Below are 21,352 nucleotides of genomic sequence, written 5' to 3' on the forward strand. Positions count from 1 at the left end.
TATTTCTTTCCTCCTATTTTGAAAATTGTTTTAATACAACCATCAATTCTTTGATACTTTCTTCTCCGTTGCCATTTTTAATACCTTCACTTACACAATTAGATATATGGTCTTCAGTTACTATAAAACCCACTTGTTTTAGGGCTGATTGTATTGCTGTTATTTGTACTAGTACATCTATACAATATCTATCTTCTGCTATCATTGATTGTAAACCGCGCATTTGTCCTTCTAATCTTTTGAGTCTATTGAGCAATGCGTCATTGTTTTTAACAGTAGTAGTGTTCAATTTCACCCCTCCTCATATACCCTAACGGGGTATCTCTTGTTGGAATCTATATTATACCCCTAGTAGGTATAAGTCAATACAAAAGTTTCATATAAAAAATTAATATTTATAGTTTGTTTTAAGAGGTACACTTGTATAAAATGTATGCTAAAACTTATATTAGGAGAGATATATTTGGATAAAAATATACAACTTGAGCTTTACACAAGACCTACATGCTCTGATTGCCAAGAATCAAAAAGGTATTTAAACTCTCAAGAGATTAGTTATAGTCATAAAGATGTAAGTCAAAATTTGGACTTAGAAGAAGAAATGAAAAAAATATCAGGCAACCGAATTGTTCCCTTATTTGTTTTTTATAAAAAAATTTTTTGGGGTAAAAAAAAGTTGTTTAAATATTACGTGGGATTTGAAAATAACAAAAAAGATATATTAAATATATTGGAATAATTAAATAAACAGCCATTATTAAAAAATAATGGCTGTTTATTTAATGATGATGTTGACTGTCTTCTTCTTTCACGATACAAAACAATTTTTCACTATGATTATTGTTAGAAGTTTCAGTCTGTATTGTGACATGTTGAATATTTTGATGATTGAGTTCATGTTCTATACGTTTAAGTAAAAACTCATTTTCAGTAATGGTCATTGTATCTTCTACAACAATATGACAAGATAACGCGTTTAATCCGCTAGTTACTGACCAAACATGAAAGTCATGAATATTTTTAACTTCTTTGAATTTTTTAATAGTTTTAATAATGTCTTTTGTATTTATATTGCTTGGTGCTCCCTCCATTAATACATGAAGACTTGATTTTGTTACATAAAAGCCGCTACGTAGTACTAAAATTGCTACAATCACACTTGCTAAAGGATCCGCCCACCCCCATCTAAAAAATATAATGAGAAGGGCTGCTATAACTGCACCTATAGATCCAAGCATGTCGCTTATTACATGCAAATATGCTCCACGCATATTTAAGTTTTCTTCTACATCGCTCCCGCGCAGCATTATCCAAGCCACAATAATATTAATAAACAAGCCTACCAAGGCGATAATTAACATGCCTGTAGAAGCTACCTCAGGGGGGTTTTTAAATCTCTCAATAGCTTCATAAAAAATATAGATAGCTATTAACATCAAAGTAATACCATTAAGTACAGCTGCTAGTATTTCAAACCTTTTGTAGCCAAAAGTTTTATTTGTATTAGCTTGCTTCGCTCCTAAAGTAAATGCAATTAAAGCAATACCTAAAGAAATAGAATCACTTAACATATGACCAGCATCTGAAATTAACGCAAGACTGTTAGTAAAGAAACCACCTAACCCTTCTACAATCATGTAACTTGTAATAATAATAAAACTAATTAATAAAGTCTTTTTGTTCGCGCCATGTGTATGATTATGATTGTGATCGTTTTCCATTTAATCCCTCCTCTTTTTAATGATGAAAAATATTTTCTATAATTTGAATTTTTGTTTTTATAACTATAGAGTTAAAAAATATAAAATTTCAATTAATGTTTTGTTACTCGAAGAAAATCATACTAACTTATGAATATATGCTCATATATTCATAAGTTAGTATGATTTTTATCCTTTGTCAATATAGAAATGCTTTGTATTTTGTATATTAAATAAAAACCCTACTTTGCTTTGGACAGTAGTGGGATTTTTGCATATGATAAACCACACTTCACTTGCTAAATATTAACTATATTATAATTAACAAGTGATAATTTCTTTTTAGAGAAAATAATGTATTCACGCCTTTAGGCGTGAATACATTATTTTTTTTTGAATAGTTTAGAAAAGATAGATTGTTTTTGTTCATTTTTTTTTGATGCTTTTGGAGTAATGATATCTTCTTTTGAATCTATATTATCAGTTTCTATTTTTTTGGTATTACTTAATATATTTTGGCTATTTAAATTCAAAGATTGTTCTTGTTTTAATGCAATTGTTAAATCGTCAATTTGTCGATTCTTTTGTCGAATTTCTGATTCTAAATGCTCTATGTATTTATCGATATAACTGCTATATTGGTTATTTAATGATTCTGTTTTGTTTGTCGATTTTTCATCAAATTTTGTCGATTCTTTTGTCGTTTTTTTATTTAAAATTGTTTTTAGATAATCTATTGTATTATCATCTATTAATGATTTGTTACCTACTTTGTTTACCTTCAAATTTGAAGGTAAACTTTTTAAATGATAATGAATTGTTTGTTTAGAGACATCTAAAAGTTCAGAAACTTCCTTTACAGTTTTCATCAAATAACTGGGTCTCCTTTACTTTTTCATTTTTTGTAAAAACGCTTGACGTTCTTCTTCTGTATACGCAGATGTCTTAGATGTGGTTGGTTCATAAGTGTTATTTTTTAACCATTGTGGCGTCATTTCACGGCTTATATATTGTTTTGGTTTGCCTGTACTTATCATATTAGATTGTCGTTTCGAATGAATACGTTTCTCAGGTTCAAAAGAAAATTCTAACCATTCAATCTTTCGTCCTTTTTTAGCTTTAATTTTATTAATATTGAGATTTTTAAATAAAAAGGGTTCTGTTGCAAAGTAAAAAATATAGCTAATCACTAATATATCATGTCAGTGTTCGTTTAACTTGCTAGCATGATGCTAATTTCGTGGCATGGGGAAAATCCGTAGATCTGAAGAGACCTACGGTTCTTTTTATATAGAGCGTAAATACATTCAATACCTTTTAAAGTATTCTTTGCCGTATTGATACTTTGATATCTTGTCTTTCTTACTTTAATATGACGGTGATCTTGCTCAATGAGGTTATTCAGATATTTCGATGTACAATGACAGTCAGGTTTAAGTTTAAAAGCTTTAATTATTTTAGCCATTGCTGCCTTCGTTGAAGGTGCCTGATCTGTAACTACCTTTTGAGGCTTACCAAATTGTTTAATGAGACGTTTGATAAACGCATATGCTGAATGATTATCTCGTTGCTTACGCAACCAAATATCTAATGTATGTCCCTCTGTATCAATGGCACGATATAAATAGCTCCATTTTCCTTTTATTTTGATATACGTCTCATCAATACGCCATTTGTAATAAGCTTTTTTATGCTTTTTCTTCCAAATTTGATATAAAATTGGGGCATATTCTTGAACCCAACGGTAGATCGTTGAATGATGAACGTTTACACCACGTTCTCTTAATATTTCAGATATATCACGATAGCTCAATGCATATCTTAGATAGTAGCCAACGGCTACAGTGATAACATCCTTGTTAAATTGTTTATATCTGAAATAGTTCATACAGAAGACTCCTTTTTGTTAAAATTATATTATAAATTCAACTTTGCAACAGAACCGGCTATTTTCTTCAACGATATCAATCTCCTTGAAAGTAAGGGTGATGCGTTATCGTTATTAAGTAAAATGTTATTAACTGGACTAGGTACATATGTTGGAACATGGTTAGTCTTAAGTATCACCTTATTAATTTCATGTGCAATGAAAAGTCCCGGTGTCTCTATTGCTGTCGGTATTGTATTGTATTTTGCCACTTCAATTTTGTCAGGGATATTAACAATTGTTGTAGATAAATGGGAATGGTTAAAATGGAACCCTATTAGTATGATGAATATTATGGTTCAAATTGTTGATAAAAACATGAAAAAATTCACAAAATTAGAACTGCATGAATTATTTATTGGTAATATTGTTTATATTATTATTTTCTTAATCATCGTAGTATTTGTCTTTAAAAAGAAAAATGTCTAATCTAACTCAACACACTTTATAATTTTGCATTCCTCTACTAACCAGTGTTATAATCTACTTAACTCCCGTAAGGGCGCACTTATACGTTTGTTCCAAACGCTAGTGTAGATCCGTCATCGACCTGCGTCGATTTTTAATTTTAAATTCAAAGAAACGGCTTGAGATATTCCGAGCAGTTATAAAAATTAATTTGTGTCGAATATCGCTACTACATTCTTGAAAAAGTGATGTAGATTTTTAGCCCATAACTTTTTTTATTTACATCGACGATACGGCGTCGAAGGAAAAATAAACAGACCGTACGAAAGAAAAAGTCAATCCACTTTGTCTGGGTTGGCTTTTATTTTTATATCCAAAGGCGCACTTACACACCTAAAAAAGTGTCGTACTAAAACCAAAACTCATATGTGATAAGCTAATATCCTTATTTTGCATTTTAAGGGGTATTTTATATGTTTTTTTACATAAGCTCTTAAAACACAAATGAGAGCCAAATAAAGGTTCTGTATGGACTATGATTGCCTCATTCACTCTGTTTACATAACCAATGATTATCAGAAGTTTTATATAGCAAACAGCACGTTACAAATTTTAACCCTTTGTAACGTGCTATTTATTTTATAAATTAATTACGAAACAAACGACTCCAAAACCCCTTTTTAGATTGTTGTTCTTGATAAATATGATTATTATCATTGTTATTTTGACGTATTTCAATATTATCTTTTTCAGTATTATTTTCAAAATTTACATTATCTGAATCTGGAGAAACAAATTGGTCTTCACTATTCGATTTAACATCTTTAACTGTTTCTGTATTAAAATACTTTTCATTTTTATGAGCATTATTCGATGAATAATTGAGTTGCCGTTCCTCTTCAAGTTCACTCTCTAGTCTTTGTATTTTTTTATTACTTTCTAAAGCTAAAATTTGTTGATTTTCTAAAAGTCTATTTAGAGTATTAACATTACTGTTTTGTTGATTCAATTGTTCGGTAAGAGTTTCTATATAAGTATTATCTTTTTCTGATCTTGTTTTAAAGTTTTCTATCTGTTTTTCTAATTCATTAATTTTCATTTTCAACTTTTCTTCTTCTACAGAACTAGTTTTAGAAGCTTCTTTAGTTTCCTCTTTATTATGTTCTTGAATTTTCTCTTCGTCATTATTTATAAATACTCTTTCTTTTCTATTAATCTTATTAACAATTTTTAAATAATCTTCTTCATTAATATAATTAACTCCATTTTTCTTTTCGAAGGTTATATTCAAGTTTTTGGCATTATTAACAATAGTTTGTTTGGTTACATTTAATTCATCTGCAATCATTTTAATAGTCTTCAATAAAATCACCTTAGGTACCTAATTTAGTACCTAAATTTTACCACCTAACACTTTAGAAATCACGTTTTTAGGTGGTTATTAGGCACCTAATGGTAAAATACATTTGCATTTATGTATATTAGCCACCTATTTAGGTGGCTAATATATGGTATTGACTGTGTTTTTTAATAAAAGTTATTATTCAGTCATTAAAAACGCTTTATATACATTTATAAAAATGATAATATTAGCTTATTAAATAAAAAAGGTTAATGCTATTGGCGTAGCATTAACCTTGGGTAATAAAACGATTTGCGCTCGTTTGTTTATATATTTTTGATACTTGTATTATATATATCTATATACATAAGTGCAAGTACAAAACTTATAATCTAAATGTGAATTTTGTTTTATTGCCTCAATCCCAATCCAAGGAAAGAGGTTTTTTGCTATGTCTAATAATTTTAATATTAATGAAATCCAAAGAGAAAAATTTTATCAATTACCAAAAGTTTTTTTTACAAATCCTAAATACACTAAAATTTCTAATGATGCAAAAATAGCATATGCTATTTTACGTGATCGATTAGATTTATCAATAAAAAATAATTGGATTGATGAAAATGGAGATATATTTTTTATTTTTACTAATGAAACTTTAAAAGAGATTCTCAACATTAGTAGTCCTAATAAACTTTCTAAAATAAAAAAAGAACTACAAAGCGCAGAGTTATTTAGCCAAATAAGAGTAGGTCTTAATAAACCTAACAAATTATATATTAAAAAACCTGTAGTAACAAAAGATGATGTCTATTTAATTAAGCAAGATGAAACCCCTTTAGAAGTCAGTAATGATAAGGACGTATCAAAATCATACGTCCAGAAATATCAAAATCATACGTCCAGAAATATTAAAATCATACATCAAGACGTATCAAAATCATACGCAAATGATACCAATATTAATGATACCGACTATAAAGAAACTGAGAATAATGATATGCATGATATGCATGATAGTGAACATATAGTTAACTATAATACTTCTCATTCGAATCATACAAATCATCAATCCAATGAATTTGATAATAATGCCTTAAAATATCATTTACTTCAAGAAATTCCCTATCAACTTCAAACCTATTTAAATAACTTTGAAGTTGATGAAATACAAATTATTAAAAGTGTCATACTTAAAGCTAAATCATCATTTAATAATGAAAAGAATACAATATACATGTTAGAAGACATTGAATTTGAAATGATTAATGTGCTCAAACGTTTTAAAGCAACTTTAATTCAAAAAAGTGAAAGTGTCGAAATGATGCAAGGTTATTTAATGCGTTCAGTTAAAACAGAACTCGAAGAAATGCACTCCTTAAATATGCGCCGTCAAAACGCACCACAAAACCATATATTCGACACATCACACTATTTGTGATTGGATGTATGTCGTCTTGAATCTAAATATTTAGCAAAAAAATAAGTCCGTTGGATAATCAAATTTAAATAAGATGGATGATGTTGTCGCGCATACATCACTAGATCTTGAAATTCTATAAAATTGTGATCTTCAATTATATCAATAATATTATTAAACACTTCGGACTGACCTTGATCTAATAAAAATTGATTTAAGTCAAAACCGCAACCACTTTCAATATCGTTGATATCATAAGGAGTCTTATCTGGATTAGAGGCATGAATAAAATAATCAAACATACCCTTAGGAGACATAATAATTTCAATATGGCTCGGTGTATTTAAGTGTTGTTGAAGTAATTCAGAGACTTGAGAATAACTTTTTAAAGAATCAAAGAATAAAGCACCGTGTTTATGTGATTTTTTGATTAATCCCGTTGATTGATCTATATCTTGATTGTGCCACGGGCTTAAAATATAAGGAATATGAATCTGTTCCAAAATATCTCGGTAGTTAGATGGCGTACTTTCTTCATATATTAAGAAAGCCCATTTATTCGAACGTTTATCTTTCGTCATCATGGACATCCTTTCTGTGATTACTGATTAATGATGCCATGGGGGTCGTAGTAACCCCATGGCACTGTTAATATACACATGCGCTTGTGTTTATCACTTCGTGTACCACAGCGCATGTGTATATTAACGTTTGTGACCTGTAAACCATAGATAACGATGATGTCGTTGAGATGCTGAAAAGTAGTAATTAGGATGCATGTGGGTAATCTCTTCATGAATCTGAGGTTCAATGGTCTTTAATATTTCATGTGCTTGTTGCTTGCGAGGAATTTTAATCGCTACACGAACTTCATTTTGACGAACATCAACAATCGATTTTCCCACGACTTTATTAAAATAGCGTTCGACAGCGTTTGTTTTAGTTTCGCCTGTTTGTTGCCAATCTTTTGATGATGCGGTGTCGATATCTTGTTTAAGATAATGTCGTAAAACCATTGTGTGATAGACAGATTTAATATGATTCGTAATTTGATCCTTCAATAAACGAATGATTAAATCGATAACCATTAATATCAATGCTAATCCTAACAAGTAAAATGTAAGTTGATATAAACCGTTTGAAATGACTGTGATATAGTGTGTGACATTTCGCATATCGATGATATCGATTTGAGATATAGCGATGTTCAATAGGTCAAAGAGTTTACTAAACATCACTGTCAAAATAGCAAATAGAAACAAGTAAATAATAATATCATACACACGCATGAAGTAGGTTTTCCTCATCACAATACACCATCCTTTGTATAGAAAGTCGGACATAATAGAGGTAAGACTTGATAGGGAGATTCACTATCAATCACTTGAATCAATCCCGTCCCTTTACCAATGGGTATCACAATACCTTCAGGGTCTAAATCTGGGAATAAAAATTGTGTTGTTTTTTTATTAATATTGCCGATTTGAATCAGCACATTGAGTTGTTCTCTAACAGAAACTGGAATGGTTTGATGATCAAACCGTTGAGACACCAGTAATAAATGGACTTTGGTTGCACGACCCAATAATGCAATTTGAGATAGTAATGAAAAGAATGCGTCTTTAATGGCTTTATTGACACCTTCAGCTAAGGCGAGTACTTCATCAATCACAATAGTTAAATGCTCAAATTGATAGTCTGGATCGTCATAAAGAATGGTTTGACGCTGTTGAATAACCTGAAGGCAATGACTTAAATTTTCATTAATTTCAGATAAAAAATCAGACTTAGATCGATTTTGATGTGGATGAATGACAGTAATATCATGGATACGTGCCCATCGACTCGGTGTATCAAACTTAGGATCAACAATAATGAGTTCAGATATGGGCTTTAGCACACTTAATAAATATGTCAGCATATATGATTTACCACTGCCTGAATTACCTGCGATCGCTATGGATGTAATGCTTTGATAGTTTAAAGTTAATTGTTTCATGATCGGTATTTGTTGGTTCATTAGAGTTGAAGTAAAACTATCTAAATCCGTAATGACTAAACGTTCAGATATCCCTTTTTGCCACGGAAAAAACAATGCACGTTGAGTGTGAATATCATCTGTGTCCATAGGAACGAAATATGCAGAACTTTGTTTTAACAATGTGAACTTAGGATATAAAGCTGCACTCGCAATGAGAAATATTTTTTGATATAAGTCATCATCAATAATGTAGCCTGCAGGCAGTCGAGGAAGAAAGTAAAAACCTTCTTCCGTAACCTTGCAGGTAAAACTATTAGTATAACTGGTTTCGCCTTGCATCATGGATCCCAATGCCATATTTAAGCTTTGTAGGAGATATTGTTCGAGCTCTTTAGATGTCATTATTTAACCTCCTTCAGATCTGAAGCTTTGAAATAAACATCATAGCGTACTTCACAAGCTTCTAGATTATCAAAAGTGATAACGCTCATATAATTCGGTAATGTCACTTCATTTTCAAATTTGACTGTGAAGGGTGGTAAACCTTCTTGAACAAACCAAGCTTTATACGCAATAATTTCTCCGGTAGGCTGATTATTCTCAAAACGCTGTTGCGGATAAAGTTCTGTACTTAAGCTATAAATTGGCTTTTTATGATCAATGTAGTTAGACGCTATTTCAGTTGAATAGCCACCTTTTTTGAAATTGGCTTGAATTTTCATGTGAAACATCCTTTCTATCCTATTGATGCGCATCGTTTAGGAAATATAAATAGAATTAATCAGAGATATCTGTGATTGATTCTATTTTCACAAATGAAATGATAAAATAATAGGTGAAAAAATTTATTCGGTTTTTGGAGGTAATAGCGTGATTATCATTAATAACAAAGGTATCAATGATTTTGACTTTAGTTTTTGGATGAATAATCAATTAACTGAGGACAAAATCGATGAAATTTTAGAAGCGTCTGATTTAAGTATGGAACAAGAAATTTTTAAAGATAATTATAAAAAATTTTTGGATATAGATGGTAAAGAGGAAAGATGGTATTCTCTTGAAGAAGCTGCGTATATTATTAATGGGAATTATTTTTCAATTTATAATGAAGGTATCCCAAAACGAAATGTCACAACGGATTATGTGAAAAACAAAAGTAATAATATCTTAAATAATATCCAAAATGGAACAAACCAAAATTGGAATGAATATCATTATCCAAAAAAAGAAAGTTTGCATTCAAAAAAGTAAAGTATGTCAATGAAGATATGATCGATGAAATATTAAGAGATGATGTAACAAAACCTGAAAAAATAAAACGAGGTAATATATCAATCGAAGAGTTGCTACCTAATCAAAATAGAAGAGCAAAGTATATTAGACAGAATGAGAATATACATAATAAAAGTATAATGATAGATTACCTAAATCAATTAAGTGATACACTGGCAAAATCATTAGACGACGTACGTTATTTTTCAAATAAACTATCATTATTTAAATCTGTTATCAAAGATTCTAGAGAAACAGCACAAAATATACATAGAGATCATGATATAGATAATAAAGAAAAATATGAGCTTCTGAAAAAAGAATATAGTAATTTATTAGAAAACTGCATACGTTTTTCTAATGAATATTTAGATATACTAGACATCAAAAATATTTTTAATATTTTTGATACTAAGAAAATTGTTTTAAATATGTCTGATTATACGAAAATGTGGGAAATTCCTAATATTAATAACGAACAGCCGATAAATAATAATTTACAAAAGTTTGTTGATTTGAAAAAGAAGAAGTATTTAAATAATGTACATTGGAGTAAAAATAAGATACTTAAACAATTAAATGAAATTGAAGTTAAGCCCGTTACTTTAAAAGATGGTACTAGTGAAACAGAACGCGTGGCAGAATGGATGTATAGAAATAAAACAAAAGTTATTTATGAAATTATAAATAAAGAATTTGATGATGTTTATGAGTTACTTAATGGTATGTTGAAGTCTGAATACACAGAACTTATGGGTTATATGAGAATATGGCATAATTTGAGCAAAAATTTATAAGTCATATAAACTTGGTATATATAACAAGAAATCGGATTAAGGATCATATCTCTAAGTATATATGATCCTTAATAATTATATATTTTAATTGGAGGATTTAACTTGTATTTCAAAAATATGGATGTTTGGCTAGATTTTTTGCTGCATCTGTATAAGAATTTTAACGAAGTAGGGATTTTCGCATTACTATTTATTATATATGCATTTATTCAATTTCTAAGTCAAAACATTTTATATAAAAGGCAAAAAATAGAAAGAGTAAAAACACTAATAAGTAATGTAATGTTATACATATTTATAACATTAGCAGCATTAATGTACTTGTTAGCAATGATTTTTTATTCACTCAGTGCATATCCTAAAGAAGAAGTGATTAAATATATAACAGATTTGGATAAAATTAGCTCGCCAACTATATTACTTGTTCTTTATTCGTTGTTATTTCCTATTTTTATATTTCCTTTTATAGGCAAACGGCGTAGAAAAAACTATTTTGCAGAAAATGTAAACAATTATATTATTGAAAGGGAAATTATAGATAGAGTGTATATTAATGGTAGAGATAAATTAATTCTAAAAGATAGCTTAGGATCTCAGACGGAAAAAGACGTTACAGAAATAAAAGACTTAAAATTTAGTACATCGCAGGAAAAATCGTGGTTAACATTAAAAGACATTAAAATAGCTATGTGGAATTTAAGAGATAAACATGTAATTTTAAAAATAATTATATGTCTAATATCATTTGGAGTCCCTACAGGATATTTTATTTGGAACTTTATGAGTGTCATCGATGATTGGGATAAAATAATGCACGCAAAAGACATATTTATGTATATAGGCCTTTTTACATTACCATTAATGGTAACAGTTGAATTATATATAGTTGCAGTTGTTATTACTAATAGCCTATTTAAAAAGAAAAAATAAGGTGTGAATTAACTTAAATTAGTATCAACATAAGTACACTTATCGGAAGTGCATATGCTTAAGAATTCACAAATGGTATAATATAAAAGTCGTCGTTTACTTCTGTGCTGTTTTAGCATGGAAGGAGGTGACACCATGTTCAGCATCATATTTGTATCTATAGTAGCTCCTATTATAGTAGGAGTTATCATCACGTTGTTTTCATATTGGTTGAATAATCGTGATAAATAATCAAGCGACGACATAGTAATAACACCAAAAAGAGCCCGATAACTATTCCAGTAGTTATCGGGCTCGGTGTTTACCATGTTCAACACATATTTGTTATCTAGATTATAACATCATAGTGTAGGGGAATGCAAAAATCATGTATAATTATTGATAAGGGGGGGGAATTGCGCAATATGAATAATGTGAGATCTAAAATATTGTTATTAAATCAATATGGCTTCAGCGATAAATTATTAAAAGCAATATACAATAATAATATTGACCCTTTAGAAACTATATTTGATAAAGCGTGTGAAAGTTATAATTATTTTTTAAATATATACACAGAAAAAGATTATAATCTATCTAAAAACATTGACGGATTAATTGAATTCAATAAAAGGTTTAAGAAAAGTTATTTATTTCATAATGATAATATAAAGGTCTTTTTTAAATATCAAAAAAAGGAATTACAAAATTTGATACCAGATTCGATATTTCCATTATTTATGTATAGTAATGGTGATATTAATTTATTAAATTCTGATAAAGCAAGGGTATCAATAATTGGAACAAGAAAACCTTCTTCAGAAAGTGTAAAGTTATGTGAGCACTATACACAAAAATATACTAATAAAGGATATGTTATTGTTAGTGGCTTAGCTAAGGGTATTGATACTATAGCTCATCAAACGGCATTAAAAAACAAAGGACATACTATAAGTGTTATACCTACAGAATTTAATAATATATACCCAAAAGAGAATTATAAATTAGCTAAAGAAATTGCGGCTAAGGGTTTATTACTATCAAGTAAAGGTCCATTTAGTAATACATATAAAAGCGATTTTTTGGACAGAAATAAGTATGTAGCTAATATTTCTGATGAAATATTAGTTATTGAAACAAATTTAAAAAGTGGCACTATGAATACAATAAGAAATGCTAGTATTGCAAAAAAAAGAATATATTATTTTGATAATTTGGATATAGAGACCCAAAAAGTTATTGAAGAATATGGCGGAATTAAATTAAAGGGGGATTATAAATGAAACAAAAATTGATTATAATATCTAAAAAATTGGTGTTTGAAGTTAATGGTGAAATAAAAAAGGATTTTGATAGTTTTTACCAAAAAGTTGTGGAACAAAATATTAAGATAGCTGTTATTACAAATAAAGCGTCCCAACTTTCTGTTAAACTAAGCAATTATAGTATGTGCGAAGCCTTTACTAGAAAAGAAATTAAGGAATCACTTAAGGAAAAGAGAAATGAACTAGGAATAGTTATTTTGGGTGTAGTTAAAGAAGATGCTTTTTTAGCCTTTAACCATAAAATACCATTGTTTAAAGCTAAAGATTATTGTTTAGACCTAGGTATTGAAATAGATAGTAAAGTAGATACTTATGGCATAGAATTATCTAGTACAGATGATTTAATACATTACATGAATATAATATCAGAGCATATTTCACCGTATTTACAACATAGTTTTAGTGACGAATACATAATGATTAGTTTATTTAATGCCAATACAAAAGGACGTCAAACAAGGGAAGATATAGAATATAAAGAAGAAATACAGCGTATATTAAAAGAGAACTATTCAGTAAAGATAGATAAAACCAAGATACTAAATTTATTTAATTTTTTATTATTAAGTGAATACTTTAATAATCCTATATTAAAAGAAGTTAAGTACTGGGGAACATTTCCTTCATCAGATAAATCTAATGATAATACTACTATTTCTTATATTAAAGAAGTCATAAGAAAAGTGATTAATACAAACAGAAGCAATGAAGAAATATTAATCAGAACAAAAAGTACTTTAAAAAAACATCACAGTAGCGCAAGGTCAAGAAATGAAAATAAATGTCAAAGTGATTTTGATAGTATGAAGATTAATGATTATTATAAAGGAAAATTGCAAGGAGCTACAGTTTGTATAATTGATGATTATACAACTTATGGTTTTTCTGCTGAAGCAGCTAAAAATTTGTTGTTACAAGAAGGCGTTGAGAAATTAATTGTAATAACTTTAGGAAAGTTTGGATATGATTATAATGAAGTGAATTATAATCTCACAGGAAATTTGTATGAAGAGGGTTATAGTCATCAATTCATAAGCACTCAAAATCACAAACTTATACCGAATAATGATTGTAATACTTATTTCCAACGAATAAAGCAAATAATTAATATCTAATAAATAATAAAAAGCTATACTTAACATATGTTAAGTATAGCTTTTTATTATTTTATAACTCTATATATAGTACTTCTACTAACTCCAGTTTTTTCAGCAATTTCTTCACCAGTAAGTTTTTGTTCATCGTATAAGAATTTAATCTCTCTTTTCTTGTGGTTAGGTAATGAAGGTCTTCCACCTTTTCGCCCTCTTGCTCTCGCAGCTTCTAACCCTTTTTTAGTACGTTCACTTAGTAAATTAGCTTCGAGTTCAGCGAATGCACTCATCATGGTAAAGAACATCTTGCCCATCGCATCTTTCGTTGATACATTCATATCTATAATATGTAAATCAATGCTATTTTTATCGAACCATTGAGATAACTCAATTAATTGCTTTGTTGTTCGGCCAAGACGATCTAGTTTATAGATAACTAAAATATCACCTTCACGTAAATAATCTAAGCATTTATCAAGTTCCGTTCTTTTCGTTTTGCGACCACTCGCTTTCTCGCTAAAGATACGTTCGCAACCATAGTCGTTAAGTGTATCAATTTGTCCATCAAGACTTTGATCTTGTGTTGATACACGTGCATAACCAATTTTAGCCATTTGAATACCACCTCTTTTAATCGTTTTATGGGTACTTACTAATGAAATCTAGTTCTCGATGCAAATAAACGCGTCTCTCATCGTCTAAAAACTCATATTTTTTGATATTTATAACACATTGATTATAACACAAGTTTAGAAACTGGAATATGTAAGAAAAACCTCTAACTTTTATAGTAAGAGGTTTTGTGTCAAAAACGAAGGTTATTAATAAAGTTAATTTAATTAATAAGCAAAACTGGGAAGTGCTTTGTATAAATTCCCTAAAAATAGACACTATGAATATTATACAACATATAATTTTAAAAAAATCAGTATATTTCAATTGTAAAAGTATCGAAATAAGGTTGATTTTTCAGAAAATTGTGTTATTATACAATAAACCAACTAAAAGGAGTGGAAATACTATGAATACAAATTTTGATAAATTTGGAAAAGGCATTGTTGTAGCTCAGTCAGAGAGATTGAAACAAGATACTACTGGTGGCGGTGGCGGATGCTGTAGTAGCTCCGTTGTTGTTAAAGATTAATAGGATTTCAAATATAATTATAAGAACTTTTAAGTAGAAGTAGCATGAAGAATTACTCAATTCTTCATGCTACTTCTTAACTGACAGAGGGGAATTTAAATGGACGATTTTAAGATAACTAATTTTATTTTATATGAAACAACAAACAAAAATATAGTTGTTCAAACAGAAAAGGGTATTGTAGATATAGAAAATGATAAGTTGAAAGAATTTATTTATTGGTTAGATGTAAGAAGTGTATCGTCAATCAGTATAGAACAAATTAAAAATAATTTCGAAAGCGATTACAAAGAAGTTATAGAGTTCTTAGAACATTTTGGTTTATTAATAAGTAAGAGTAATATGACCTATAATATACAAAAAATTATAATATATTCAAACAATGATGAATACCTGAGCATACATAAATCATTTTTTAGAAAAAGTTTAGATATATTTTCAAATTTAGAAATAATTTATTTGAATGATAACAATTTCAATTTAGAAAATTTGAATGATAAAACCTTATTAATCTGTTTTCTAAACCCATATTCTAAAGAAAAGGCTTTATATATTAATAATAAAGTTAAAGAGAGCAATGCTATATTAAGCATGAATTTTTCATATAATAACAAATTTTACTTTGATAACTTATATTCAAATATGTGGAAAAACCCTTGCCATAGATGCTCTATAGAGAATTTAGAAACACAATTAAGAAATGAAAAGTATTCTACTAATGGTAATTACCAAAGCTTTATTGACATGATGTATTCTAATCATACAGATTTCAATGTGGGTTATAAATTAGACAATAGAGATATTTTTAAAATCATTGATATTTTGTGGTTTAATTTAGAACAAATTTGTATTAGACCAGAAAATGGAATTCTAAGTATCAAACAATCATATGAAGATATTAATGAGATAATAGAATATGACGCAGTAGAAAAAAACTTAAGTCGAGATTTAGCAATTCATTGGGAAGTGTGTGATTGTTATGGGTAATAATATTTGGGATTATGATTTAGATAAATTAATAGATCCGAAATCTTTAAAAGATGTTAAAAAATTTCATCAAAGTACTACTTTGGCTAATAGAATGAATTCTGTCAGGCCTATTAATGACAAATTACTAGAATGGTTGAAAAAAGCAGAGTACTCTCAAAGTCTACCTAATATTTATGAATATGAGGTTATGTTAACAGAAGGAACAGAGATAAAAAATGAAAGTAAAAGAAAATATAGTAAAAGACCTTTAAACAAAGAAGAAATCAGTATAATAATGAGTAATACTTTTAGTTTTAATAAAGGATATGACCACAAAAAGTACCCTTCAGCTGGAGGATTGTATACTATTACACCAGTATTATGCGTTTTAGATAAAAATAACGATTTTTTAGAATGTGGTAGTTATGTTTACGATAGCAAAAGAAATTCTTTGAAAAAAATAAATACATTTTCAAATTGTGATCTAAAAGAAATAGTAAATATTTTACCACCGCTACCTAATAAAGAAGTTATCTCTAATTATTTCATAGCATATGCAATAGATATTAAAAAAGCGATTGCTAAGTATAAAAAAAGAGGATATAGATATTCTCTTATTGAGATAGGGTTGATGGCACAAACATTGAGAAATACATTAGATAATTTCAATGATGAACTAGGTGAGCTTTGCTGGGCAGGGTTTGATGACAATGCATTAAGTTCTTTAATAGGCCTTAATGTAAGTGATTTCCCAGTCGGTTTAATCCAATGGTTTGGAAAGTGAGGAATATTTCATAATGATTATTTCAAATAACACAAATTTACTATTCAATACTAGTATTGTTTTTAAAAGGTCATTATATAAAAACAATATAAAATTTTCTCATGTTATTGGCGACTATAGTTTGTCTACTGAAGGACAAAACACTACTTTTTATGGAACAAGTTCAATGTTATCTGCTATTGGGGAGTTTATTGAAAGAGTAGGAATAACTCTAGGTCACTATGGATTAAGCGAGGTTATTGAAGGGTTTGATTTAAATAGTGGAAAGAAAATCAAAATTGATAAAAATCTCATTTATTTTACAGGAAAGAAAAAAAATGACTCTTGTGGATTAGCCTCTCACATCACCTCAGAATTAGCTATTAAAAATGGCTTTTTAGAATTTGTTGAAAGACAATCTCTTATAGAACACTGCATTTTTAAAATAGCAGGAAAAAAAATTGAATCGCATATAATTAATGAAACGTCTAAAAAATATATTGATTTCTTGAAAAAATTTTTGGATGAAATTCTTCTATTTGAAATATCTATATTTGAGGAAGTACCAGTAGTTTTGAGCTTAGGATTTGGAAAACAACAAAAAGCAATTGGTTTGTCTGCAGCAAAAGATTTAGATACAGCTATAGAGAATTCATTAGAAGAAATGTTGCAAACATTTTCAAATGTAAAAAACAAAAGAGAATTTGATGATTCATTGAAAAAAACAGATACTTCTGATTTGGATTTATATTCTCAAAGATACGTAGATATCTCTCCAAGCGATTTTAAAGATTATTACTCATTTTTATTTAAAAGTGACTCTTTAAATCATTATAAAAAGAGGAAAGAACTTAAAACAAATGAACTCATTAAAAAGTTCTATGAGAAGAATGGAATAAGGTTGTATTGCTTTAAAATTAATAATGTATTTGAATATACTAATACAAAAATTATTAAAATTTATAGTCCTGATGGATACCCTTATATGTTACCAGATTCTGAAAACGATAAGTTCAATAAACCAATTTACACAAATGTAAATAGAGTTCCAGACTATACTTTGATTCCATTTCCATAAGAAAGGTGATCTACATGAGAGAAACAAAAGCTTTTTTTATATATTATTCTAAAATTGTTTCTAAAGATAAAATAACATTATTTTGGAGTATCTTATTTCCACTAGCACTTGGATTATTGAGTTATTTACCTCAACAAGAGTCTTTTAATACTATTAACGAAAAGTCAGCTTATTTGTATATTTTTTGGGCTTTTACCACAGTAATAATTTTCATTAATGGTATAGGCGCCCAAACCTCAGTTATACGACAACAAGGGTTGCTAAGAACTTTTTTCTCCATATCTGGAAAAAAATATCCATTTTTATTATCTATTATATTTTCACAAGTATTAGTAGCGTTTTTTGCAATAGTTATTTCAACTATTACCCTTGGATCAATTATGGGGATAATTTCTTTGACCTTACTCTTAAATATGATTATCTATTTAGCTTTAATAATTCCATTAGCTCCAGCCTTTCTTATAATCGCTTATATTCCAGTTAGAGCTGAATCCCTTATGACAATTGTAAATATACTTACAATTGCATTGTTTTTCATTGCAAGTAATACTTCAAATAATTTTGGAGGGCTGGAATGGATAAATCCTATTTACTATTTTAGAGAACTATCCCTATATATTAGTAATATAGTTAATAATACTTCTTTATTTATTTATTTAATTTACTTATTATACTTAGCTATTGGTGTTTTTTGTCTATTTAAATTGGATATCAATTCAAAAACTCAGCGAACTTAAAGGGGATTATATATGTATAAAATTAAAAACCTTAATTTTAGTTATAGAAAAGATCAAAATGAAAAGACGTTAAAAGATGTTACATTTAATCTTCCAAATGGATGTTTAAATGTTTTAGTAGGACAAAACGGATCAGGCAAAACTACTATAATGGATTGCATAGCAGGAATTAATGATTCTGAAAATGAAAACGAAATACCAGCACAGAAAAGTATCGTTTATATGACTCAGAATATGTTCTTATCCCCACATAGTTTAGGTAATGATATTTTAAATTTGATAAAAGGTATGTGTAGTAAAGAAGAAAGCAAAAATTTTGAAATGAATTTTAAAAATCAATTAGAAAAGAATGAAATAGAGAAATTTCATCATTTAATGAATATGACAGTTGGAAAAATGTCAGAAGGAGAAAAAAAATGGCTCTATATTACATTACTTTCGATTTTAAATAGAGAATTATATCTTTTTGATGAACCCACAAGTGGCATTGACCCTATGTCTAGAAAATTGATATTAAAAAGACTAAAATACTTGTCTAATAATAAAAGTGTACTTATATCAACTCATCAGCTTCAAGATTTAAATAACTCTGATAGTGAGGTAATATTTATTGATAACGGTGTAAAATTATATGAGGGTAATTTTAATGAGTGGTTAAGTAAACTGGAAACTAACGATCCAGATGAAGCATTTGAAAAAACAATTGAGATGAACTCAAAACTGTCATGATTTATTTTAAGATTAACATAATCGATGATTATCAGAAGTTATTTAAAATAAGAGTGTGTCATTACAGTCTAAAGTAATGACACACTCTTTCAATATATATATAATACTAATACTTATTTTTTTCCAAAAATTCTCCTAACACTTCATCAACTATAGCTTTTATAGATGTATCCTTATCTAATGCCATTTGATTTAGTCTTTTTTTTATATCAGTGTCCACTCTCATAGTCGTACTTTTAGATACCGGTTTATAATTTTCCGTATATTTTACCTCAGATGTATCTATGTTATCTAAAAATCCTGCCATAAATATCACTCACCCTCAATTAATCTAATTCTATTAACTAATTCTTCGTAGACTTTGTTAAACATATATATAACTTTTTTGTCATGCATATCTTTATCTTTTATTCCATCAGCGGCAAATTTTTTTATTCTTTCTCTTTGATATATCTGGTTCTCAAAGAGTGCTTCAGAAAATGCTGATTTAGACATATCTAATATCTGTTTATCTACACGTCCACTTTTTTTAATTAATACTGGAACAGCGCCAACCAATTCAAACGATAAATCTGATTCTTTTTTTCGATCCCTTAAAAAATTAACAAATGAAAGACTACTTTCATAAGCAGATTGTTGTGTTTGAAATACCATTAAAATGTAATCACTTGCATAAACAGCATTATTAGTGAAATCAGAGTTAATAGTAGGTGGTACATCAATAAATATATAGTCGAAATCGTGAATTTCTTTAATTTTTTCAACCACATTTTTTAAAATATATCTTTTCTTTAGAATATCTGTCTTTGAAATGATATCGGATAAGTTAGCCAAAGATGAATCAGCTGGTAATAGTGATAATTTGGAAGTTAATTTCACAATACTTTGATCTATATTTCCATTTTTTAGCATGTTTATAAATGAAATCTTTTCTTCCTCAAATTCCGGATAAGTTCTTTTCATAATTTGAGTTGCATTTCCCTGAGGATCAAAATCTATTAAAAGTACTTTTTTATCATAATTTTCAGATGCAATATAAGAAAGTAACGTGGCTACTGTTGTTTTACCTACACCACCTTTAAAATTTCCAACTGTTATTATGCTCAAAATAATACCTCCCATTTACTATGTCTTTACTCTTTACATTAGTTCACTATCCTAATTGGGTTTTTGTTACATGTAACATGTTACTATTGAAATTATTTTTTTTCAATCTTTATTTACTATGTCTTTACTCTTTACATTAGTTCACTATCCTAATTGGGTTTTTGTTACATGTAACATGTTACTATTGAAATTATTTTTTTTCAATCTTTATTTACTATGTCTTTACTCTTTACATTAGTTCACTATCCTAATTGGGTTTTTGTTACATGTAACATGTTACTATTGAAATTACTTTTTTTCAATCTTTATTTACTATGTCTTTACTCTTTACATTAGTTCACTATCCTAATTGGGTTTTTGTTACATGTAACATGTTACTTATAAGAAGTTACATAATTTATTGTTTCTTCTTTTTTACTTTGTTACTATTAACTTAGATTTTAATAAAGTAAAAAGCGTTTAGTCGTTGGCCCGACTAAACGCTTTAGGTAATAAACGCTAACATATATACTCTAAATGATGCGTTGTTTATATAATAAGTACATATAATTATATAGTATAAACAATATGACTTCAAGAATGAGATATTATTAAATATAATAACGCGTCTTATTACCTCTATCTAAATATGAAAAAGAAGAGGTTTATAT

The 21,352-nt window shown here is 28.3% G+C and carries 26 protein-coding genes and 2 pseudogenes; 15 read left to right on the forward strand and 13 right to left on the reverse strand.

What is annotated here, in order from left to right; all coding sequences use genetic code 11:
* Positions 1 to 13: 13 nt before the first annotated feature.
* Entirely contained in the window at positions 14 to 289 is a 276-nt protein-coding gene (locus P7F85_RS12365) for a metal-sensing transcriptional repressor (protein WP_001831396.1), read from the reverse strand.
* Between the two features lie 174 nt (positions 290 to 463).
* Between P7F85_RS12365 and P7F85_RS12370 the strand changes: the two genes are divergently transcribed.
* Complete coding sequence (locus P7F85_RS12370; protein WP_001831374.1) at positions 464 to 739, forward strand: glutaredoxin family protein; 276 nt, start codon at positions 464 to 466, stop codon at positions 737 to 739.
* Positions 740 to 779: 40 nt separating this feature from the next.
* Here the strand turns inward: P7F85_RS12370 and P7F85_RS12375 are convergent, their stop codons facing one another.
* The 4 genes and pseudogenes from P7F85_RS12375 to P7F85_RS12390 form a co-directional block, all read right to left on the reverse strand.
* Entirely contained in the window at positions 780 to 1,721 is a 942-nt protein-coding gene (locus P7F85_RS12375) for a cation diffusion facilitator family transporter (protein ID WP_001831389.1), read from the reverse strand.
* 362 nt (positions 1,722 to 2,083) lie between these two features.
* Positions 2,084 to 2,569, reverse strand: a complete 486-nt coding sequence (locus tag P7F85_RS12380; protein ID WP_002487969.1) for a helix-turn-helix transcriptional regulator — start codon at positions 2,567 to 2,569, stop codon at positions 2,084 to 2,086.
* 18 nt (positions 2,570 to 2,587) lie between these two features.
* Positions 2,588 to 2,854, reverse strand: a pseudogene (locus P7F85_RS12385) (replication initiation protein); the annotation flags it as partial.
* Positions 2,855 to 2,913: 59 nt separating this feature from the next.
* Positions 2,914 to 3,588: an IS6 family transposase gene (locus P7F85_RS12390; RefSeq protein WP_001105960.1), complete on the reverse strand. Its 675-nt coding sequence runs from the start codon at positions 3,586 to 3,588 to the stop codon at positions 2,914 to 2,916.
* 57 nt (positions 3,589 to 3,645) lie between these two features.
* Here P7F85_RS12390 and P7F85_RS12395 point away from each other — a divergent pair.
* Positions 3,646 to 4,056 (forward strand): annotated as a pseudogene (locus tag P7F85_RS12395) (ABC transporter permease); the annotation flags it as partial.
* A 625-nt stretch (positions 4,057 to 4,681) separates the two neighbouring features.
* On the opposite strand, the gene P7F85_RS12400 reads toward P7F85_RS12395, so the two are convergent.
* Complete coding sequence (locus P7F85_RS12400; RefSeq protein WP_046464502.1) at positions 4,682 to 5,398, reverse strand: DUF536 domain-containing protein; 717 nt, start codon at positions 5,396 to 5,398, stop codon at positions 4,682 to 4,684.
* 430 nt (positions 5,399 to 5,828) lie between these two features.
* Here P7F85_RS12400 and P7F85_RS12405 point away from each other — a divergent pair, with 430 nt between their 5' ends.
* Positions 5,829 to 6,818, forward strand: coding sequence for a replication initiator protein A (locus P7F85_RS12405; RefSeq protein WP_046464503.1), 990 nt, complete (start codon positions 5,829 to 5,831; stop codon positions 6,816 to 6,818).
* Here the strand turns inward: P7F85_RS12405 and P7F85_RS12410 are convergent.
* The 4 genes from P7F85_RS12410 to P7F85_RS12425 form a co-directional block, all read right to left on the reverse strand.
* A complete protein-coding gene (locus tag P7F85_RS12410) occupies positions 6,809 to 7,378 on the reverse strand; it encodes a replication protein (protein ID WP_046464504.1) in 570 nt (189 codons plus the stop codon). The two genes, P7F85_RS12405 and P7F85_RS12410, sit on opposite strands and share 10 nt — an antisense overlap.
* 123 nt (positions 7,379 to 7,501) lie before the next feature.
* Complete coding sequence (locus P7F85_RS12415; protein ID WP_046464505.1) at positions 7,502 to 8,104, reverse strand: hypothetical protein; 603 nt, start codon at positions 8,102 to 8,104, stop codon at positions 7,502 to 7,504.
* Positions 8,104 to 9,180: a cell division protein FtsK gene (locus tag P7F85_RS12420; RefSeq protein ID WP_046464506.1), complete on the reverse strand. Its 1,077-nt coding sequence runs from the start codon at positions 9,178 to 9,180 to the stop codon at positions 8,104 to 8,106. Before P7F85_RS12420 ends, P7F85_RS12415 begins: the two co-directional genes overlap by 1 nt.
* The gene (locus P7F85_RS12425; RefSeq protein ID WP_046464507.1) at positions 9,180 to 9,500 is read right to left on the reverse strand and encodes a hypothetical protein; all 321 of its coding nucleotides are present in this window, start codon (positions 9,498 to 9,500) and stop codon (positions 9,180 to 9,182) included. Before P7F85_RS12425 ends, P7F85_RS12420 begins: the two co-directional genes overlap by 1 nt.
* 148 nt (positions 9,501 to 9,648) lie before the next feature.
* Between P7F85_RS12425 and P7F85_RS12430 the strand changes: the two genes are divergently transcribed.
* The 6 genes from P7F85_RS12430 (at position 9,649) to P7F85_RS12455 (ending at position 14,196) form a co-directional block, all read left to right on the forward strand.
* Complete coding sequence (locus tag P7F85_RS12430; protein ID WP_230623131.1) at positions 9,649 to 10,029, forward strand: hypothetical protein; 381 nt, start codon at positions 9,649 to 9,651, stop codon at positions 10,027 to 10,029.
* Between the two features lie 17 nt (positions 10,030 to 10,046).
* Positions 10,047 to 10,847: a hypothetical protein gene (locus P7F85_RS12435; protein WP_447158581.1), complete on the forward strand. Its 801-nt coding sequence runs from the start codon at positions 10,047 to 10,049 to the stop codon at positions 10,845 to 10,847.
* Positions 10,848 to 10,949: 102 nt separating this feature from the next.
* On the forward strand, positions 10,950 to 11,777 hold the full coding sequence (locus tag P7F85_RS12440) for a hypothetical protein (protein WP_046464495.1): 828 nt from the start codon (positions 10,950 to 10,952) through the stop codon (positions 11,775 to 11,777).
* A 135-nt stretch (positions 11,778 to 11,912) separates the two neighbouring features.
* The gene (locus P7F85_RS12445) at positions 11,913 to 12,008 is read left to right on the forward strand and encodes a type I toxin-antitoxin system Fst family toxin (RefSeq protein WP_021340007.1); all 96 of its coding nucleotides are present in this window, start codon (positions 11,913 to 11,915) and stop codon (positions 12,006 to 12,008) included.
* A 173-nt stretch (positions 12,009 to 12,181) separates the two neighbouring features.
* Positions 12,182 to 13,039: a DNA-processing protein DprA gene (locus tag P7F85_RS12450; protein ID WP_046464496.1), complete on the forward strand. Its 858-nt coding sequence runs from the start codon at positions 12,182 to 12,184 to the stop codon at positions 13,037 to 13,039.
* Complete coding sequence (locus P7F85_RS12455; protein WP_046464497.1) at positions 13,036 to 14,196, forward strand: phosphoribosyltransferase; 1,161 nt, start codon at positions 13,036 to 13,038, stop codon at positions 14,194 to 14,196. The genes P7F85_RS12450 and P7F85_RS12455 overlap by 4 nt, the downstream gene beginning before the upstream one ends.
* Before the next feature lie 47 nt (positions 14,197 to 14,243).
* On the opposite strand, the gene P7F85_RS12460 is transcribed toward P7F85_RS12455, so the two are convergent.
* Positions 14,244 to 14,789, reverse strand: coding sequence for a recombinase family protein (locus P7F85_RS12460; RefSeq protein ID WP_046464498.1), 546 nt, complete (start codon positions 14,787 to 14,789; stop codon positions 14,244 to 14,246).
* Between the two features lie 407 nt (positions 14,790 to 15,196).
* On the opposite strand from P7F85_RS12460, the gene P7F85_RS12465 reads away from it, so the two are divergent.
* From P7F85_RS12465 to P7F85_RS12490, 6 genes are all read left to right on the forward strand, one after another.
* Positions 15,197 to 15,319: a hypothetical protein gene (locus P7F85_RS12465; protein WP_002467458.1), complete on the forward strand. Its 123-nt coding sequence runs from the start codon at positions 15,197 to 15,199 to the stop codon at positions 15,317 to 15,319.
* Positions 15,320 to 15,418: 99 nt separating this feature from the next.
* Positions 15,419 to 16,306, forward strand: coding sequence for an McbB family protein (locus P7F85_RS12470; protein WP_002467459.1), 888 nt, complete (start codon positions 15,419 to 15,421; stop codon positions 16,304 to 16,306).
* Complete coding sequence (locus P7F85_RS12475; protein ID WP_046464500.1) at positions 16,299 to 17,072, forward strand: SagB/ThcOx family dehydrogenase; 774 nt, start codon at positions 16,299 to 16,301, stop codon at positions 17,070 to 17,072. The genes P7F85_RS12470 and P7F85_RS12475 overlap by 8 nt, the downstream gene beginning before the upstream one ends.
* A gap of 13 nt (positions 17,073 to 17,085) precedes the next feature.
* Complete coding sequence (locus P7F85_RS12480; protein ID WP_002467453.1) at positions 17,086 to 18,129, forward strand: YcaO-like family protein; 1,044 nt, start codon at positions 17,086 to 17,088, stop codon at positions 18,127 to 18,129.
* Positions 18,130 to 18,143: 14 nt separating this feature from the next.
* Positions 18,144 to 18,866 carry a hypothetical protein gene (locus P7F85_RS12485; protein ID WP_002467451.1) on the forward strand — a complete coding sequence of 241 codons (723 nt, stop codon included), beginning with the start codon at positions 18,144 to 18,146 and terminating at the stop codon, positions 18,864 to 18,866.
* A 12-nt stretch (positions 18,867 to 18,878) separates the two neighbouring features.
* Positions 18,879 to 19,595: an AAA family ATPase gene (locus tag P7F85_RS12490; RefSeq protein WP_046464501.1), complete on the forward strand. Its 717-nt coding sequence runs from the start codon at positions 18,879 to 18,881 to the stop codon at positions 19,593 to 19,595.
* A 106-nt stretch (positions 19,596 to 19,701) separates the two neighbouring features.
* Here P7F85_RS12490 and P7F85_RS12495 read toward each other — a convergent pair whose 3' ends face one another.
* Positions 19,702 to 19,902, reverse strand: a complete 201-nt coding sequence (locus P7F85_RS12495) for a hypothetical protein (RefSeq protein ID WP_000896836.1) — start codon at positions 19,900 to 19,902, stop codon at positions 19,702 to 19,704.
* A gap of 5 nt (positions 19,903 to 19,907) precedes the next feature.
* Complete coding sequence (locus P7F85_RS12500) at positions 19,908 to 20,702, reverse strand: ParA family protein (RefSeq protein WP_000022892.1); 795 nt, start codon at positions 20,700 to 20,702, stop codon at positions 19,908 to 19,910.
* Positions 20,703 to 21,352: the final 650 nt, after the last annotated feature.

This window comes from Staphylococcus sp. aM, assembly GCF_052975125.1.

Excerpts from the sequence above, each read along its gene's own strand:
- P7F85_RS12460 (WP_046464498.1), bottom strand. The coding sequence starts at position 14,789 with ATGGCTAAAATTGGTTATGCACGTGTATCAACACAAGATCAAAGTCTT.
- P7F85_RS12490 (WP_046464501.1), top strand. The coding sequence starts at position 18,879 with ATGTATAAAATTAAAAACCTTAATTTTAGTTATAGAAAAGATCAAAAT.
- P7F85_RS12380 (WP_002487969.1), bottom strand. The coding sequence starts at position 2,569 with ATGAAAACTGTAAAGGAAGTTTCTGAACTTTTAGATGTCTCTAAACAA.
- P7F85_RS12445 (WP_021340007.1), top strand. The coding sequence starts at position 11,913 with ATGTTCAGCATCATATTTGTATCTATAGTAGCTCCTATTATAGTAGGA.
- P7F85_RS12425 (WP_046464507.1), bottom strand. The coding sequence starts at position 9,500 with ATGAAAATTCAAGCCAATTTCAAAAAAGGTGGCTATTCAACTGAAATA.
- P7F85_RS12475 (WP_046464500.1), top strand. The coding sequence starts at position 16,299 with ATGGGTAATAATATTTGGGATTATGATTTAGATAAATTAATAGATCCG.
- P7F85_RS12485 (WP_002467451.1), top strand. The coding sequence starts at position 18,144 with ATGAGAGAAACAAAAGCTTTTTTTATATATTATTCTAAAATTGTTTCT.
- P7F85_RS12495 (WP_000896836.1), bottom strand. The coding sequence starts at position 19,902 with ATGGCAGGATTTTTAGATAACATAGATACATCTGAGGTAAAATATACG.
- P7F85_RS12435 (WP_447158581.1), top strand. The coding sequence starts at position 10,047 with ATGATCGATGAAATATTAAGAGATGATGTAACAAAACCTGAAAAAATA.
- P7F85_RS12390 (WP_001105960.1), bottom strand. The coding sequence starts at position 3,588 with ATGAACTATTTCAGATATAAACAATTTAACAAGGATGTTATCACTGTA.
- P7F85_RS12465 (WP_002467458.1), top strand. The coding sequence starts at position 15,197 with ATGAATACAAATTTTGATAAATTTGGAAAAGGCATTGTTGTAGCTCAG.
- P7F85_RS12375 (WP_001831389.1), bottom strand. The coding sequence starts at position 1,721 with ATGGAAAACGATCACAATCATAATCATACACATGGCGCGAACAAAAAG.
- P7F85_RS12480 (WP_002467453.1), top strand. The coding sequence starts at position 17,086 with ATGATTATTTCAAATAACACAAATTTACTATTCAATACTAGTATTGTT.
- P7F85_RS12450 (WP_046464496.1), top strand. The coding sequence starts at position 12,182 with ATGAATAATGTGAGATCTAAAATATTGTTATTAAATCAATATGGCTTC.
- P7F85_RS12405 (WP_046464503.1), top strand. The coding sequence starts at position 5,829 with ATGTCTAATAATTTTAATATTAATGAAATCCAAAGAGAAAAATTTTAT.
- P7F85_RS12415 (WP_046464505.1), bottom strand. The coding sequence starts at position 8,104 with ATGAGGAAAACCTACTTCATGCGTGTGTATGATATTATTATTTACTTG.
- P7F85_RS12455 (WP_046464497.1), top strand. The coding sequence starts at position 13,036 with ATGAAACAAAAATTGATTATAATATCTAAAAAATTGGTGTTTGAAGTT.
- P7F85_RS12470 (WP_002467459.1), top strand. The coding sequence starts at position 15,419 with ATGGACGATTTTAAGATAACTAATTTTATTTTATATGAAACAACAAAC.
- P7F85_RS12410 (WP_046464504.1), bottom strand. The coding sequence starts at position 7,378 with ATGACGAAAGATAAACGTTCGAATAAATGGGCTTTCTTAATATATGAA.
- P7F85_RS12420 (WP_046464506.1), bottom strand. The coding sequence starts at position 9,180 with ATGACATCTAAAGAGCTCGAACAATATCTCCTACAAAGCTTAAATATG.